The sequence below is a fragment of the Methylobacterium gnaphalii genome, from assembly GCF_007992215.1.
Taxonomy (GTDB): domain Bacteria; phylum Pseudomonadota; class Alphaproteobacteria; order Rhizobiales; family Beijerinckiaceae; genus Methylobacterium; species Methylobacterium gnaphalii.
Genome location: NZ_BJZV01000025.1, coordinates 1 through 16623, shown reverse-complemented (window position 1 = coordinate 16623; position 16623 = coordinate 1). Strand labels below are relative to the sequence as shown.

At 68.2% G+C, this 16623-nt stretch carries 14 protein-coding genes; 7 read left to right on the top strand and 7 right to left on the bottom strand.

Translation table 11 applies throughout. The annotated features are described in order from the left end of the window. Positions 1-9: 9 nt before the first annotated feature. Entirely contained in the window at positions 10-2331 is a 2322-nt protein-coding gene (locus MGN01_RS18565) for a Tex family protein (RefSeq protein WP_147048321.1), read from the bottom strand. A 243-nt stretch (positions 2332-2574) separates the two neighbouring features. Here MGN01_RS18565 and MGN01_RS18560 point away from each other — a divergent pair, with 243 nt between their 5' ends. Both MGN01_RS18560 and MGN01_RS18555 read left to right on the top strand, forming a co-directional pair. Continuing rightward, entirely contained in the window at positions 2575-2829 is a 255-nt protein-coding gene (locus tag MGN01_RS18560) for a hypothetical protein (protein WP_147048320.1), read from the top strand. 219 nt (positions 2830-3048) lie between these two features. Then, the gene (locus MGN01_RS18555; protein WP_238257815.1) at positions 3049-4932 is read left to right on the top strand and encodes a potassium transporter Kup; all 1884 of its coding nucleotides are present in this window, start codon (positions 3049-3051) and stop codon (positions 4930-4932) included. Between the two features lie 65 nt (positions 4933-4997). Here MGN01_RS18555 and MGN01_RS18550 read toward each other — a convergent pair whose 3' ends face one another. The 4 genes from MGN01_RS18550 to MGN01_RS23690 form a co-directional block, all read right to left on the bottom strand. After that, positions 4998-6548, bottom strand: a complete 1551-nt coding sequence (locus MGN01_RS18550) for an acyl--CoA ligase (protein WP_147048318.1) — start codon at positions 6546-6548, stop codon at positions 4998-5000. Positions 6549-6576: 28 nt separating this feature from the next. Next, positions 6577-7584, bottom strand: a complete 1008-nt coding sequence (locus MGN01_RS18545; protein ID WP_147048317.1) for a 2-dehydropantoate 2-reductase — start codon at positions 7582-7584, stop codon at positions 6577-6579. A 146-nt stretch (positions 7585-7730) separates the two neighbouring features. Continuing rightward, positions 7731-8495, bottom strand: coding sequence for a fumarylacetoacetate hydrolase family protein (locus MGN01_RS18540; RefSeq protein ID WP_147048316.1), 765 nt, complete (start codon positions 8493-8495; stop codon positions 7731-7733). Further along, positions 8492-8659 carry a hypothetical protein gene (locus tag MGN01_RS23690; RefSeq protein ID WP_170246061.1) on the bottom strand — a complete coding sequence of 56 codons (168 nt, stop codon included), beginning with the start codon at positions 8657-8659 and terminating at the stop codon, positions 8492-8494. Before MGN01_RS23690 ends, MGN01_RS18540 begins: the two co-directional genes overlap by 4 nt. 342 nt (positions 8660-9001) lie before the next feature. On the opposite strand from MGN01_RS23690, the gene MGN01_RS18535 reads away from it, so the two are divergent. The 4 genes from MGN01_RS18535 (at position 9002) to MGN01_RS18520 (ending at position 14209) form a co-directional block, all read left to right on the top strand. After that, entirely contained in the window at positions 9002-9538 is a 537-nt protein-coding gene (locus MGN01_RS18535) for an invasion associated locus B family protein (RefSeq protein WP_238257813.1), read from the top strand. Between the two features lie 58 nt (positions 9539-9596). Beyond that, positions 9597-10265, top strand: a complete 669-nt coding sequence (locus MGN01_RS18530; RefSeq protein WP_147048315.1) for a hypothetical protein — start codon at positions 9597-9599, stop codon at positions 10263-10265. Positions 10266-10308: 43 nt separating this feature from the next. Beyond that, positions 10309-12402, top strand: coding sequence for a glycosyltransferase family 2 protein (locus MGN01_RS18525; protein WP_147048314.1), 2094 nt, complete (start codon positions 10309-10311; stop codon positions 12400-12402). 151 nt (positions 12403-12553) lie between these two features. Then, positions 12554-14209 (top strand): glycosyltransferase family 2 protein, encoded by a 1656-nt coding sequence (locus MGN01_RS18520; RefSeq protein WP_147048313.1) that lies wholly within the window; start codon positions 12554-12556, stop codon positions 14207-14209. 3 nt (positions 14210-14212) lie between these two features. Here MGN01_RS18520 and purC read toward each other — a convergent pair whose 3' ends face one another. Together purC and nth are read right to left on the bottom strand one after the other, a co-directional pair. Next, a complete protein-coding gene (purC, locus tag MGN01_RS18515) occupies positions 14213-15007 on the bottom strand; it encodes a phosphoribosylaminoimidazolesuccinocarboxamide synthase (RefSeq protein ID WP_147048312.1) in 795 nt (264 codons plus the stop codon). Positions 15008-15196: 189 nt separating this feature from the next. Then, the gene (nth, locus tag MGN01_RS18510; RefSeq protein ID WP_147048311.1) at positions 15197-15967 is read right to left on the bottom strand and encodes an endonuclease III; all 771 of its coding nucleotides are present in this window, start codon (positions 15965-15967) and stop codon (positions 15197-15199) included. Between the two features lie 20 nt (positions 15968-15987). Between nth and MGN01_RS18505 the strand changes: the two genes are divergently transcribed. Beyond that, positions 15988-16509: a DUF2244 domain-containing protein gene (locus MGN01_RS18505; RefSeq protein WP_147048310.1), complete on the top strand. Its 522-nt coding sequence runs from the start codon at positions 15988-15990 to the stop codon at positions 16507-16509. Positions 16510-16623 lie beyond the last annotated feature (114 nt).

The following is a 16623-nucleotide window of genomic DNA, read 5'->3' as shown; positions in this document are numbered from 1 at the left end:
GGCAGCCTCTTACCGGCGCCGATGGGTCTCCGCCGCGCGGCGAAGAGCATCGGCGAGGGCACCGCCGGGCTGCGCGCCCGGGGCCGGTTTCGGCTCCCTGTGCCGCGGGTCCGGCCGCGCGCCCGGGCGCTGGCCCGCTGGGGCCGCCGCACGGTCGACCGGATCGTCGAGGCGCATGGAGAGACCGATCCGCTTGCGGGCGGGATCGACGGAGAGGACGAGCACGCGCACCACGTCGCCGGTCTTCACCACCTCCGCGGGCGAAGCGATGCGCTTGCGCGCCATCGCCGAGATATGGACCAGGCCGTCCTGGTGCACGCCGATATCGACGAAGGCGCCGAAGGCGGCGACGTTCGTGACGACGCCCTCGAGCTGCATGCCAGGCTTCAGGTCTCCGATCTTCTCGACGCCCTCCTGGAAGGTCGCGGTCTTGAAGGCGGGGCGCGGGTCGCGGCCGGGCTTCTCCAGCTCGGCGATGATGTCGCGCACGGTCGGGATGCCGAAGCGCTCGTCCGCGAAGGCGGCGGGCGACAGGCCCTTCAGCACCGTCTCGTTGCCGATGAGAACACGGATGTCGCTCTTCGTCGCCGCCAGGAAGCGGCGCACCACTGGGTAGGATTCCGGATGGACGCCCGAACTGTCGAGCGGGTCCTCGCCGCCCTGGATGCGCAGGAAGCCGGCTGCCAGCTCGAAGGTCTTGGCGCCGAGCCCCGCTACCTTCTTCAGCCCCGCGCGGGTGCGGAAAGGGCCGTTCGCGTCGCGATGGGCCACGATCTTGCCGGCGACCGTCGTGCTGAGGCCGGAAACCTGCGCCAGCAGCGAGGGTGAGGCGGTGTTCACGTCGACGCCGACGGCGTTCACCGCGTCCTCGACGACGGCCGAGAGGGATTTCGAGAGCTTCGCTTCCCCGACGTCGTGCTGGTACTGGCCCACGCCGATCGACTTCGGGTCGATCTTCACGAGTTCGGCCAGCGGGTCCTGCAGCCGGCGTGCGATCGACACCGCGCCGCGATGCGAGACGTCGAGCCCCGGCAATTCGCGGCTGGCGATCTCGGAGGCCGAGTAGACGGAGGCGCCCGCTTCCGAGACCATGATCTTCGCCATCTTGAGGTCCGGCTGGGCAGCGAGGATCTCGGCGGCGAGCTTGTCGGTCTCGCGCGAGGCCGTGCCGTTGCCGATCGCCAGCAACTCGACCTTGTGCTGGCGGCAGAGCCGGCCCAGCACCTGCACCGTCTCCGCCCAGCGGCGCTGCGGCTCGTGCGGGTAGGTGGTCTCGACGGCGAGAACCTTGCCGGTGGCGTCGACCACCGCAACCTTCACGCCGTTCCGGTAGCCCGGGTCAAGCCCCATCGTCGCGCGTCCGCCAGCGGGTGCTGCGAGGAGCAGGTCCTTGAGGTTGCCGGCGAAAACCTTCACGGCCTCGGTCTCGGCCCTCTCGAAAAGGCGGGTGCGCAGGTCGGCCTTGATCCCGGGGCGGATCTTGGTGCGCCAGGCCGCGCGCACCGTTTCAAGAAGCCAGCGGTCTCCCGGCCGCCCCCTGTCGGAGACGCCGTGGCGCCGGCAGATGGCGAGCTCGAACGGGCCTGGCTGGCCGGCCGGCATGTCCTCGCCCTCGGCGGCGAGTTCGATGCTGAGGATCTCCTCCTTCTCGCCGCGAAACAGCGCGAGGATACGGTGCGAGGGCATCCGCTCCAGGCGCTCGTTCCAGTCGAAATAATCCGCGAACTTGGCGCCGGCTTCTTTCTTGCCCCTGCAGACCTTCGACACGGCACTGCCACCGCGCCAGAAATCCTCGCGCAGGCGGCCGACGAGATCGGCATCCTCGGCGAATTGTTCGATGAGGATGTTCCGGGCGCCCTCCAGCGCTTCGTCGATGCCGGGCACGCCCTTGGCAGGCGAGACGTAGGCTCGCGCCACCGTCTCAGGGGCTCTCGACGGGTCGGCCAGCAGTGCCTCGGCGAGCGGGCCGAGGCCAGCCTCGCGAGCGGCCTGCGCCTTGGTGCGACGCTTCGGCCTGTAAGGAAGGTAGATATCCTCCAGCCGCGCCTTGGTGTCGGCGGCGGCGATGGCCGCGGCGAGCTCCGGTGTCAGCTTGTCCTGGGAGCCGATGCTGTCGAGGATCGCCTTGCGCCGATCCTGCAACTCGCGGAGATAGCCGAGGCGCTCTTCGAGGGTGCGCAGCTGGGCATCGTCGAGCAGACCCGTCGCCTCCTTCCGGTAGCGCGCGATGAACGGCACGGTTGCTCCGCCATCGAGCAACTCGACGGCGGCGGCCACCTGCGCCTCCCTCACTCCGAGTTCCTCGGCGATCAGCAGGGTCACGGACTTCAAGGGTCCCTCCGGCAATGTCACGGGCCTGCGCCCCCGGCACATCACCTATCAGGTCGCCGCGCCGTTGCCGACCGCCGGCGGATGTCCGAGACGCCGGCCTCGCCCCGTTCGGCCTCGGCCGTGCTCATAGCTGAACCGAGTCACGCAGCGGGTTTCAGCCCCCGTTCAAGCGCAATGCCTCAGCTTGGACCGATGCACGAGCCGCGGTGCAATTCCCGTCGGACGTGCTTGGTTCGGACTGCCATGCCTGCCCCTCGGGCCTTCTCCATCGATTTCGTCTCCGGCTTCATCCAGTTCGGCGCCGCCGGCAGCGCCGCTGAGGAAGAGGCGGCTCGCCATACCCTCGTTAGAGCCCTCGGCCCGGCGCTGGACACCGCCTTCGGCCTGGAGCACGTCTCGCTGCTCCCCGACGAGATCCGCAGCCTCGCCGACGCGCTGCTCGCCGGCCCGCTTGGCGCTGGGCCGGCTTCGATCGAGCGGGCCCCGGCCCTGGCCTGATGATGGCGAGGCCGTCATCGCCGCGACACGAGGCCGTGATCCGAAGGGGATAGCACGCGCAAGGCCCTGGACGCGGCTGCGGTTTGGAATACCTCCATGGACGAGAGTGGCGCCCGCGATCGGAGCCGTCCGTTGAGCCAAGCTGCTGCGCCGATCGTCGATACACCTCCCGTCGCGCGCAAGCCCGGGGCGGTGCGCCGTGCAGCGGGTCCGGCCGTGATGCTCGGGGCGCTCGGCGTCGTCTACGGCGACATCGGCACCAGCCCGCTCTACGCCTTCAAGGAGGCGGTGAGGGCGGCCACGGCAGGTGGCGCTCCCGTTCCGCTGGCCGCCACCGGCGCGATCTCGCTGATCCTCTGGGCGCTGATCCTCATCGTCTCGCTGAAATATGCCGTGCTGATCCTGCGCGCCGACAACCGGGGCGAGGGCGGCATCGTCGCGATGCTGGCGCTGCTCGGCGCGCGCCACGCCGCGGCCGGCACACGTCAGGGGCTGTTGCTCGTCGTCGGCCTGATCGGCGCAGCGCTGCTCTACGGCGACGGTGCGATCACACCGGCGATCTCCGTGCTCTCCGCCATTGAGGGCCTGAAGGTCGATGCGCCGGCCCTGGGGCGCTTCGTGGTGCCGATCACCCTCGTGATCCTGCTTGGCGTCTTCTACGTGCAGCGCAAGGGCGTCGCCAGGATCGGGCAGGTGTTCGGGCCGGTGATGCTGATCTGGTTCGTGGTGCTGGCGCTCATGGGTGTCGGCGGCATCGTGCACGCCCCCCAGATCCTGCTGGCGATCAATCCGCTCAAGGCGGTGGAGTTCATCGCCCATGCCGGCTGGCATGTCAGCTTCGCGATGATGGGCGCGGCCTTCCTCGCAGTGACCGGCGGAGAGGCGATGTATGCCGATCTCGGCCATTTCGGTGCCTCGGCAATCCGCAAGGCCTGGTTCTGCCTCGTGCTGCCGGCGCTGGTGATCCACTATTTCGGGCAGGGCGCGCTGCTCATCGTCGAGCCGGACGCGATCGAGAACCCGTTCTACCGCCTCGCGCCGGATTGGGCCCATTATCCGCTGCTCGCCCTCGCGACGCTGGCCGCCGTGATCGCCTCCCAGGCCGTGATCTCCGGCGTCTTCTCGCTCACCCAGCAGGCGATCCAGCTCGGCTTCATGCCGCCCCTGCGCGTGGTCCACACGGCACGTGACGAGCGCGGCCAGATCTACGTGCCGGCGGTGAACTGGCTGCTCGCGCTCGCCACCATCACCGCGGTGCTGATCTTCGGCTCCTCCGACGCGCTGGCCGGTGCCTACGGCATCGCCGTCTCGGCTCTGATGGCGATCACCACCCTGCTCGCGGCGCTCGTCGCGCTCAAATGGGGCTACAACCCGATCGCCGTCTTCGCGCTGAACGGCACCTTCCTGGTCATCGACCTCGTCTTCCTCGCAGCCAACAGCGTGAAGCTGTTCGAGGGCGGCTGGTTTCCGCTCGTGCTCGCCTTCACCGTCGCCTTCCTGATGCTGACCTGGCTGACCGGCAACCGCCTGCTGGAGGAGCAGCGCAAGAGCTTGCGCGAGCCGGTCGAGAGCTTCCTTGCGAAGCTGGCATCGGACCCGCCGGTGACGCTGCCGGGCACCGCGGCCTTCCTCGCGACATCCACCGAGGGCATCCCTCTGGCGCTGAGCCGGCTGGTCGATCGCAGCCGCTGCCTGCACGAGCGCATCCTGCTGATCACCGTGATCTACGAGGAGGAGCCGGTGATCGATGTCAGCGAGCGCGCGACGGTAACCCTCGTCGCCTCCGGCATCCGCAAGGCGATCTCGCATCACACCTGCGGCATGGAGCGCGTCGTGCTGCGCTACGGCTTCATGCAGACCGCCTCGATTCCCGAAGGCCTGAAATGCGCCGTGGCGAGCGGCCTGCTGCCGCCCGAGTTCATCGAGGATCTCACCTACTTCGTCGGGCACGAGGCGGTGATCCCCTCATCGACCCATCCTGGGATGGCCGGTTGGCGAGAGGGCGTGTTCGCGTTCATGAAGCGCAACGCCGAGCGCACCGGCGCGCATTTCGGGCTGCCGACCCGCCAAGTGGTCGAGGTCGGCACCGAGATCGAGATCTGAGTCGAGCGCCGCCCATCGACAGGGCGGCGTCTCGGCACCGTCGGGGAGCCGGCTCCCCGACCTTGTCAGGCCAGCCCGAGCTTCTCGGCGAGGCCGATGCGCTGCAGCTTGCCGGTAGCGCCCTTCGGGATCTCGTCGAGGATCACGATCTTCGACGGCACCTTGAACGCCGCGAGCCGCTCGGAGGCGAAGCCCCGGATCTCCTTCTCGAGCGCCGAGACGCCCTCGCGCAGCACGATGGCCGCACAGATGTCCTCGCCGAGTTTGTCGTGGGGCACTGCGAAGGTCACGCACTGGGACACCGCCGGGTGGTCCATCAGGACCTCATCGACCTCGCGCGGCGAGATCTTCTCACCGCCGCGGTTGATGATCTCCTTGAGGCGCCCGGTGATCGTCAGGTAGCCGTCGGGCGAGATCACGCCCTGGTCGCCGGTGCGGAACCAGCCCTGCCGGGTAAAGGCCTCGGCATTGGCCTTGTCGTTGTTCTCGTAGCCCGACATCACGTTGTCGCCACGGATGACGATCTCGCCGGTCTCGCCCGCGGGCAGCGGCTCGCCGTCGTGATCCACCACGGCGATCTCCGGGCCGGCGGCGAGGCCGACGGAGCCCGGACGATTGGGCTTGGGCGGCAGCGGGTTCGAAGCCATCTGGTGAGCGGCCTCGGTCATGCCGTAGGCCTCGATCACCGGCGCGTTGAAGGTCTCTTCGAGCTCCCGCAGGACCTGCGGCGGCAGCGAGGAGGACGACGAGCGGATGAAGCGCAGGGGCGTCGAGGCAATGATCTCGCGGTTGCGCGCAGCGCGGCCGAGGATCGCCTGATGCATCGTCGGCACGCCCGTGTACCAGGTGGGCTTCACCTCCTCCATCCAACCGAAGAACTTCAGCGCGTTGAAGCCCGGCGAGCAGCAGACCTGGCCACCGGCCGAGAGCGGCGCGAGCACGCCCGCGATCAGCCCATGGATGTGGAACAGCGGCATGATGTTGAGGCCGCGATCCTCCGGCGTGAAGGCGAGCGCGGTGCGGATGTTGCGGGCCGAGGCGCAGACGTTGGACTGCTTGAGCGGCACAATCTTCGGGCGCGAGGTGGTGCCGGAGGTATGCAGCACGAGCGCGATGTCGTCCGGCTCGGCCGGGCCCGGATTCTCGGCAGGAGCGGAGGCCTGTTCCGCGAAGGTCAGCGTGAAGCTGCCGGCACCCTGCTCGGGTGTCGAGATCAGGTGGGCGACGGCGACGCCGAGCTTCGCTGCCACCGCGATCGAGGGCGACTCGCTGCCCTCGGCCACGATGAGCAGCTTCGCCTTGAGGTCGCTCATGTAGAACTCGAACTCGTCCCCCTTGTAGGACGGGTTCAGCGGCGCCGAGGTGGCGCCGGAGGCGACCGAGATGAAGGCCGTGGCCATCTCCGGCCCGTTCGGCAGCACGATCGCCACACGATCGCCGCGGCCGATGCCCTGTGCGTTCAGGGTGGCGACGGTGCGGTCGGCGAGGGCGCGGAGCGCGCCGAAGCTCAGCGGCACGCCGCCGGGGCTCGACAGCGCCGGAGCGTTTTCGGCGCCGTGCTGGATAAGCGCGTGAAGGGTCGTCGCTGACGGGGGAGCAGATGCGGCCACGGTCATTTTCCCTGCGATCGGAATGGTTTGGAAATCAGCTCTTCGCGATGGCGAGGCGGCCGTTGGCCGTCTCGAGGCTGCGCGCCAGGAGCCTCATCAAGGCGTAAACGGTATCGATATGCGGGGTCGGCACGCCGACAAGCTTGCCGAGCTCGATCACGGAGCCGACCAGGGCCTCCAGCTCGATGGGCCGGCCGGCCTCGACGTCCTGCAGCATCGAGGTCTTGTGCGCGCCGACCTTCTCGGCACCGGCGACCCGCTTGTCGATGCCGATGCGGAAGACGACCCCGAGGGCGTTCGCGATCTTCTCGGCTTCCTTCATCATCTCGACGGCAAGCGCCCGGGTGTCGGGGAAGCGGCAGATGTCCTCGAGCGTCGCGTGGCTGAGCGCGGAGATCGGGTTGAAGGAGAGGTTGCCCCAGAGCTTGAGCCAGATCTCGGCGCGGATGTCGTTGGTCACCGGCGCCTTGAAGCCGGCCTTGTTGAGCCGCTGCGAGAGGTTGAGCGCGCGCTCCGACTTCGAGCCGTCGAGCTCGCCGAGGCCGAAGCGGTTGCCCTCGATCACCGTCACGGTGCCGGGATCGGTCAGCACGGCCGCCGGGTAGACCACCGAGCCGATCACCTGGCGCGGGTCGAGATGCTGGGCGATCAGGCCGCCCGGATCGGCGGTCTCGAGCTGCGTGCCCTCGTACTGGCCGCCGTGGCCGCCCATGAAGTACCACCACGGAATGCCGTTCTGCATGGTCACGACGACCGTCTCGGGTCCGATCAGGTGCTTGAGATCGGCCGCGATCGGCCCGACCTGATGCGCCTTCACCGTCAGCAGCACGATGTCGTGCCGGCCGGCCTCCTCCATGGAGCGCGTCGCCTTCACGGACTTGGCGTGGATCGCCCGGCCGTCTTCCTCGATCAGACGCAGGCCATCCTTTGCGATGGCCGCGGCGTTGCTGCGGGCGATGAAGGTGACGTCCTCGCCGGCTTCCGCCAGCCTGACCCCGAGATAGCCGCCGATGGCTCCGGCGCCGACGATCGCGATGCTCATGCCTGTTTCCGTGTCTTGTTTCTCTCGAGCCCCTACCGGAACTGTCGTCCCGTAGAGGCCTGTCGCGTGTCGTTCAAACGTTAGGCTGGCGGTAATATTCCATGCCAGTCCGATGGAGACACCTGTCCCTTAGTCCTGCTCGACTCCTACTCGAAGCGATTGGACAGCGTTCCGACGCCGTCGATCGCGACCTCGACGGTACCGCCCTTCGGGATCGGTCCGACGCCGTTTGAGGTGCCGCAGGCGATGAGATCGCCTGGCTCCAGCGTCATGCCCTGCGAGAGCAGCGAGACGAGGCGGGCCGGCGGGAAGATCATGTCGGCGACAGGGTAGTTCTGGCGCTCGCGTCCGTTCACGAGCGTGCGCACCGTGAGCGTCGCAGGGTCGATGCCGGTGGCGATGACCGGGCCGAAAGGCGAGAAACCGTCGAGGCCCTTGGCACGAACCCACTGCGCGAAGCTCGCATCCGCCTTGAGGATGGAGGGCGCGGTGACATCGTTGGTGCAGGTGTAGCCGAAGATCGCCTCCGCGGCGGTGGCCTCGTCCGCGTCGCGGATGCGCTTGCCGATTACGATGCCGAGCTCACCCTCGTAGACCACGCGGCCGGCAGCCTCGGGGATCGCGATCACGGCGCCGGAGGCGGCGTAGCTGCTTGCAGGCTTCACGAAGAAGAGCGGCGCCTCGGGACGCGTCAGCTCCTGCTTCTCGGCCATGGCGTGGAAGTTGTTCCACAGGGCGATCAGCTTCGAGGGGCGGCAGGGCAGGGCAACCGTAACCTCGGCGAGAGCCAGGGTCTCACCTGTCGCCGTTGCCTCCCCGAACAGATCTCCCGCGAAGACGGCGATGCGGTCGCCGTCGAGCTGGCCGAAGCCCTCGCGACCGTCATGGGTGTAGCGGATCCAGAAGGTCATGCCTCGGCACTCCGGGCGACGACGCGGGCGCGCCAGGGCTTCAGCACGGCAATGGCGAGCTGCCCCCAGCGGCCGAAGGCGGGGACGGTAACGGCCCCGGCATAGGTGGCGTCGCCGGGCAAAGGGTCGGCGGCGTGCGCGGCCATATGAGCGTTCCTCGGCATCCCAGATGGTGTCTTTGAGTTTTTCTTTGCGCTTTTGCTTCTAGGTCGGCGCATTTTGAATACAACAAGCTTCGTCTGTGTGGACCTTCCGGGTCTCCGCAAAATATTTAGCGCACGGCTGCAAAAAATTTGAAGGTCAACGTAAAGATGCACGCGGTCAGAGGCGTGCGCCGGATATCCGGCCGACGGTCAAGCTGCTGGTGTGGCGACGCCTTCTCGGCCCGCTCGGTCGCTTGACAGGCGACAGCCCTCCATGGTCGGAACACCCTGGCTTTTCGCGGTGCATCCGGCGCCCCGCGGGACACACGAGTGTGGTGCGAGGGACGGCGCGTGAGGCTGAGCATGGGGTTGCGACGGGTAGGCTGGCCCCGCACGGTTCGCCATCTGCCGGGCCTTCTCGTGGCGCTGGCATTTGCCCTCGGACTTGCCGTGCCAGGCACGGCGCAGGCCCAGGGCGAGGTCCGCAAGACCTTCGACGATTGGCAGTTGCGCTGCGAGACGCCGGCCGGCGCTAAGGCCGAGCAATGCGCGCTCGTGCAATACGTCGCTGCCGAGGACCGGCCGAACCTCTCGCTGGTGGTCATCGTGCTGAAGACGGCCGACAATCGTGGCTACCTGCTGCGCGTGGTCGCTCCGCTCGGCGTGCTGCTTCCCTCGGGCCTTGGCCTCAAGATCGACGCCAACGACATCGGCCGCGCCGGCTTCGTGCGCTGCCTGACCACGGGCTGCGTCGCCGAGGTCGTCATGGATGACGGCCTGATCCGCACCTTCAAAAGCGGCAAGCAGGCGACCTTCATCGTCTTCCAGACGCCGGAGGAGGGGGTCGGCATCCCCTTGTCGCTCAAGGGCTTCGACACCGGCTTCGAGTCGATGAAATAAAATCGTCCGATTTCGGTGCCAGAGGCGCAGCGGACGAGACGAATCGGAAAACGGTACCATGAGGGGATGGGGTCAGTCGGCGGCGGTTCTCACGCTCTTGCTCGCCGGGATCGGTGCGGCGCAGGCGGAATCGGGCAGCTTCTTCAAGAATATGTTCGGAGGGGGCGGAGGCTCGAGCAGCGGCGGTGACGCGACTCCGCTCCTGAGGGGCCCGAAGCTCCAGGACCCGGACGAGGCGTACTGCCCGCAGATCGACGTGCGTGACGGCGGAGCCGCCATCCAGGCCTTTGCGGGCGCCTCCGGCGATTCCAGCCGCCTACGACACCAGATCATCTTCGGCCAGATGAGCCGCGAATGTGCCCCACTCCCGGATGGCGGGGTTCGTGTGCGCGTCGGCGTTCAGGTGCGGGCGCTGCTCGGCCCGGCCGGCGGGCCGGGCACCTTCCAGGCGCCGCTCACCGTCTCACTCAAGTACAACGACAAGGTCATGGCCACGCATACGCGGCAGGTCGCGGTGTCGGTGCCGGCGGGCGCCGCGCTCGGCCAGACCTCGGTCGTCGAGGACGGGTTGCAGGTGCCGGCCGACATGGCGGTCGGCTACGAGATCGAAGTGGCGCTCGCCGGCTCGGCTGCCAAGCCCAAGGCCAAGAGCGCGGCGCGCCGTTCGCGGAAAGCCCCGGCCGAGGCCGTCGCTGCCCCAGCCGAACCGGCTCCTGACGCCCAGTGAGAGGGGTGACGCGCGCGAGGGCGTCCCGCATAAGCCGCGCACTATGGAGCAGGCTCCCGCGTCCCCCTCGCCGCTGCCAGGCCCGGCTCAGCATCGGGATGCAGTCGCCATCGCGCCGATAGAACCATGCCGCCCGGCCGGTCGCTGGATCGGCCGCGAGACCGCATTCGCACTCGAGCCCGTCGACGACCCGCTCTTCGACCAACGCCTTGTGCCTGCCGGACGGCTTCGCGACCGCTGGATCGTGCTGAGCTACCGGATGGATGTTCTCGCGCCGCCGTCGCGTCCCTTGATCCGGCTCCTACGCGCCGATGGAGCCTCGCAGGATTTCGTGTTGCCGGGCGTCGCGCTCGGCGCCGCTTCCTGGCTCGGGTTCTTGCCAAGGGATCTCGAGGAGATCCGGCTTGCGGCCGGTCCCGGCTTCACTCTGGAGCGGGTCGGTTTACGGGACCATGCGAGCGTCATCGCGGAATGCCTTGGGAAACGCCCGATCCGCGTGGTGCCAGCGCTCTACAACCGGCTGCGCGGCAACGAGCGGCGCTTCCGGGATATCCTGCGCGGCGCCTGCGCGGTCACACCCCAGTCCCGCTATCGGACTTGGCGTGAGGAGCGCTTGCGAGACTCGGCGCCCGCCGGATCGGCCCTGGCGATCCGTGTCGTCGTCTCGGTCAGCCGCTCCGACGCTGCTGCGCTCGGGACGACGCTCGCCAGCCTGGTTGCGCAGAAGCACCGCCTTTGGTCGGCGACGATCGCTCGGAAAGACGACGATCGAGCCGGGCAGCGTCCCGTGCACAACCCGCGGATCGCCGAGACCGTCTGGGATGGCACTGCGTCGGCAGCCACACATCTAGGCGATGCCGACGCCCTGCTCGTGCTTCGGTCCGGCGACCAGCTCCGCTCTGAGGCCCTCGACATCCTGGCCGGCCGCCTCGGCAAGGCCGACGCGCCGGATCTTGTCTATGCGGACGAGGAATCGACAGGCACAGCCCTCCTGCCGAGCCTCAAGCCGGACTGGAGTCCCGACCTTGCCCTCGTCACCGGATATCCGGGCGGGCTCATGTTGCTGTCGCGACGGCTCTGCAACCGCCTGGGAGAAGATGCGATCGAGCAAGGGCTTGCCTTCACTCTGGCCGCGACATCGGCAGCCGAACGGATCGCCCATGTTCCGCGCATCCTGTGCCGAACCGAGCCGGTGCCCGATGACACAGCTGGACGGGCCGCGACGCTCAATCGACACCTCGCCGCCGTCGGCTCGCCGGCCCGGGCAGAGATCCACGGCGGCGTGCTCGACCTGTGCTGGCCGGTTCCGCAACCCGCACCGCTCGCGAGCATTGTCATCCCGTCCCGCGACCGGCTCGACCTGATCGACCGTGTCACCGAGGGGGTGCTGCGCCAGACCGACTATCCCGCAATCGAGCTCGTCATCGTCGACAATGGCTCGACCGATCCGAAGGTGCTGGAACTCTACGAGAGGCTACGCGCTGACCCGCGGGTGCGCATCGAACCCTATCCGCATCCCTTCAACTTCTCGGCCATGACCAACGCCGGCGTGCGCGTCGCCAGCGGACGGGTGCTCGTGCTCCTCAACAACGACATCGCCATACTGGAACCGGGCTGGCTCTCGGCGATGGTGGGCCAGGCCGTGCGACCGGAGGTGGGGGCCGTTGGAGCCAAGCTCCTCTACGAGGACGGCACCTTGCAGCATGCCGGCGTCGTCGTTGGTCTCGGAGGCCGCGCCGGCCACATCCTGCGGCGGCGGCCCGGCGATACGCCCGGCCATCTCGGCCGGCTGACGGTGGCGCATGAGGTCTCGGCAGTGACGGCGGCCTGCCTCGCGGTGGAGCGTCACAAATTCGATGCGGTGGGCGGCTTCGACGAGGAAACCTTCGGCATCGATTTCAACGACGTGGATTTCTGCCTGCGCCTCGGGGCGCGTGGCTTCAAGACGATCTGGACGCCGAAGGCCACTTTGTCGCATCTCGAATCGGTCAGCCGCGGCCGGCCGAAAGGTGAGGAACGGCGCCGCTTCGAGCGCGAGGCCGACGCCTTTGCTGCGCGCTGGCGCAACGTGATCCGCCACGACCCGTACTACCACCCGGCGCTCTCGCTCACGACCTTCGGCGAGGACCTGGAATAGTGGGGGCTTCGACAATCTTCATCGCGATCCGCAGGCGAAGCCATTCAAAGCCGACGGGCTATCGCCCTGTCTGCGGCCCTGGATTGCTTTGCTTCGCTCCCAAGGACGGAACGGGGACCGGCAAGCCCTTCAGTCGAAGGCGCACCGCTGGATGAGCGAACGCGACACGTCTTCCCCCGGTGCTCTGCCTGCTCACTTGCGCTTCGCCACCACACCGAAACGCGGGCTCGTAACAATCGCCGCCGCTCTCCTGCGCCATCCGCGTGAGGCGCGCGCCGTCGCCTGGGCGCGGCTGATGGGAAAGCGCCTGCGGTCGCGGCAGAAGCTTGCGGCGCTCGCGGGCATCGATCACCGACTCTGGCTGGCCGCGAGTGCCCGGCCCGCGCCGGAGACTGCCGCGGCACTCGCGGCCAGCGGGATCGACGCTCGCGAACCCAGTCGGCTTTCGGATACGCCCATCGGCGATGCGCCGCTGATCGTGCTGCTTCCGGCCGGGCACAGCCTCGTCGCAGGTGCAGCCGCAGCCATCGCGCAGGTTTTTTCGGAGAACGAGGCGGTCCAGGCCCTCTATGGCGACGCCCTGGCCGAACGGGAGGACGGCGCCGTGCTGCCGATCCTGCGACCGGCCTTCGATCCGGATTTTCTGCGAGGCCTCGACGTCGTTGGGCCGGTCTTGGCGCTACGCCGCAACAGCCTCGCCGCCTTCGGCAAGAATCTCGTGGTGGGGGCGGAGGCGCTTGATCTGTGTCTGCGCATCGATGCCGCGGGCGGTCTCGTCTGCCATCTCCCGCGCATTCTCTCGTTCTCGCCTCTGGCTGACCTCGCCGATTCCGGTCCCGAGACACGCCTTGCGGCCGTGCGTGCGGATCTCGACCGACGCGGGGAGGGCGGCGAGGTCTCGGTCGAGGACGGGATCGTTGCCATCGCGCATCCGCTGCCCGAGCCGCGCCCGCTCGTCAGCCTCATCGTGCCGACCCGCGATCGGCTCGATCTGCTCCGGCCCTGCATCGCGAGCCTCCTGGAGCGCACCGACTGGCCGGCCAAGGAAATCCTCGTCTGCGACAATGGCAGCCGCGAGCCGGAGACGCTGGCCTATCTGCGCGACCTCGAAACACGCGGGCTCGGCCGCACAATTTCCTGTCCGGGCCCCTTCGACTTCGCCGGCATGAACAACCGGGCGGCCGAGGCAGCGCGGGGCCGCCTGCTCGCCTTCGTGAACAACGATGTCGAGGCGTTCCGGCCGGATTGGCTCGAGCGCCTGGTGCGCGAGGCGCTGCGTCCAGAGGTTGGAGCGGTGGGCGCCCAGCTCCTCGACGGCGAAGGCCGCATTCAGCATGGCGGCATCGTGCTCGGCACCGGTGGCGGCCTCGTCACGCACGGCCACCGGCATTTTCCTGGCGATGCGTCGGGCTATCTCGGGGCGTTGCTGGCGACGCACCGCGTCTCTGCCGTCACGGCCGCCTGTCTCGTGGTGGAGGCTCGCAAATTCCGGGCAGTCGGCGGCTTCGATGCCGAGCGGTTTTCCGTCGATTTCAACGATGTCGACCTGTGCCTGCGCCTGAACGCAGCGGGCTGGCGCACCCTGCTGGTGCCCTCGGCCGTGCTCCATCACCGCGAGGCTGCAAGCCGTGTGCGCAATCCCGAGGCGGAGGCGCGCCACCACCGGGAGGTCGCCAATCTCGAAACGAGATGGGGGCCGCTGCTCGCGCAGGACCCCCATTATCACCCGGGCTTCGACCCGAACCTGTCGACCCACGCCCGGCTCCGGGCGGGCTGGACCGGTCTGGAGCCAGCCGAGCCGCGCTAGCGCTTACTGGACGAGGCGGGGACCGCCACCCTGGACCTTCTCGTTCTCGGACATGATGCCGAGCCGCTTGGCGACCTCCGTATAGGCCTCGATCAGGCCGCCGAGATCCTTGCGGAAGCGGTCCTTGTCGAGCTTGTCGGCGGACTTGATGTCCCAGAGCCGGCAGGAGTCGGGGGAGATCTCGTCGGCGACGACGATGCGCATCAGGTCGCCTTCCCAGAGCCTCCCGGTCTCCATCTTGAAGTCGACGAGACGGATGCCGCAGCCGAGGAAGAGGCCGGACAGGAAGTCGTTGACCCGGATGGCCAGCGCCATGATGTCGTCGATCTCCTGAGGCGTCGCCCAGCCGAAGGCGGTGATGTGCTCCTCGGAGACCATCGGGTCGTTGAGCGCGTCGTTCTTGTAGTAGAACTCGATGATCGAGCGCGGCAGCTGCGTGCCCTCTTCGAGGCCGAGGCGCGTCGCCAGCGAGCCGGCGGCAACGTTACGGACCACCACCTCGAGCGGAATGATCTCGACCTCACGGATGAGCTGCTCGCGCATGTTCAGCCGGCGGATGAAATGCGTCGGCACGCCGATGTCGTTGAGGTGCTGGAAGAGGAACTCGGAGATCCGGTTATTCAGCACGCCCTTGCCGTCGATGACCTCGTGCTTCTTCGCATTGAAGGCCGTCGCGTCGTCCTTGAAATGCTGGATCAGCGTCCCCGGCTCCGGACCCTCATAGAGGACCTTCGCCTTGCCCTCGTAAATGCGACGGCGGCGGTTCATGGGTATGTACCGTGGTTTGAGGAAGTCCATGGGCCGGGGCTCCTTGCGGGATTGGCACCTGATGCGGAATCCGCGGCGCGGCGACCCGGAGCGGGGTCGGGCAGCGGAAGACATCGTTGCCGAAATCTGCCGCAGCCGGCTGCCAAACTACCCGATGAGCCGAGGCAGCACAACGCGTTGGTCGGGCATCGCGCCTGCGTGCAAAGCCGCCGCTGGCTCTTAGTCGGCCGCCCCGATCTCCGTGGTCTTCGAGGGGTAACGACAGAGATCGACGATCGGGCAGCGTGGGCATTCGGGCCGGCGCGCCTTGCAGATGTAGCGCCCGAACAGGATCAGCCAGTGATGGGCATTGAGCAGGAACGGCTCGGGCACGATCCGCTCGAGCGCCGCCTGCACCTTGTCCGTGGTCGCCGCGACGGCGAGCGGAATGCGGTTGGCGACCCGGAAAATATGGGTGTCGACCGCGATGCGCGGGATGCCAAAGGCGACGTTGAGCACGACGCTCGCCGTCTTGGTGCCCACGCCCGGCAGCACTTCGAGTTCTTCGGCGGTGCGCGGCACCTCGCCGCCATGCCGTTCCACCAGGATGCGCGAGAGCGCGATCACGTTCTTCGCCTTGGTGTTGAACAGGCCGATGGTGCGGATGGCATGGCGCACCCGCTCCTCGCCGAGGTCGAGCATCTTCTGCGGCGTATCGGCGATGGCGAAGAGCGGCCGCGTGGCGATGTTCACGCCCTTGTCGGTCGCCTGGGCCGAGAGCACCACGGCCACGAGCAGCGTGTAGGGGTTGATATAATGCAGCTCGGCGCGCGGCTCCGGGTTGGCGTCGCGCAGCCTGGAGAAGATCTCGGAGAGCGTCGCCGCATCGACGGGCTTCGGCGTGGTCTCGACCCGCGCGGCGAGCGGCGTCTCGAGCCGGCCCGCAGGCTTGGCGGCTCGGCCCGCTTTCGCCGTCGGTTTTGTCACGGGCGGCGTCTTCCTGGCGGGCATCCGGGCGTTATATTGCCCCCATGGCGAGCGGCAACCTCCATGCTCATCCCGACGGCCTCGATCCGGACGCGGTCGACCGCCCGATCTACGCGGCGGTGATCAGGCCGCACCAATCGCTGAGCCAGGATGGCTTCCGCCTCGTCATGGCGGCGTGCTGCGTGGTTTCCCTTGTCACCTCGATTGCCTGTCTGACGAAGGGGTTCTGGCCGGTCGCCGGATTCTTCGGTCTCGACATGCTGGCCCTCTACGTCGCGCTCAAGGTGAGCTTCCGGCGTGCGCATTCCTTCGAGGAAGTGGCGATCTCGCCGATCGAGGTGCTGCTGAGGCGGGTGAGCCATCGTGGGGAGCGGCATGAATGGCGCTTCAACCCGCTTTGGACCCGCCTGACCCGCGTCGAGGACGAAGAGTATGGCCTCAGATCTCTCACCTTCGTCTCTCGTCATGAGCATGTCGCAGTCGCGCGCGATGCATCACCCTCGGAGCGTGAAGCCGTTGCACAAGGACTGAGCCGGGCCCTGGCCCAGGCGAAGAAGGGATACTGAGGCAGCCGCTCGTACCGACCGTCGCATTCGCTGCGCCGCCGTTGCGACAGACGTCTCTTTGTTGCGGCGCACTTTCGGGTTGACGCCCGATCGGACCATCCGTATATCTCCGTC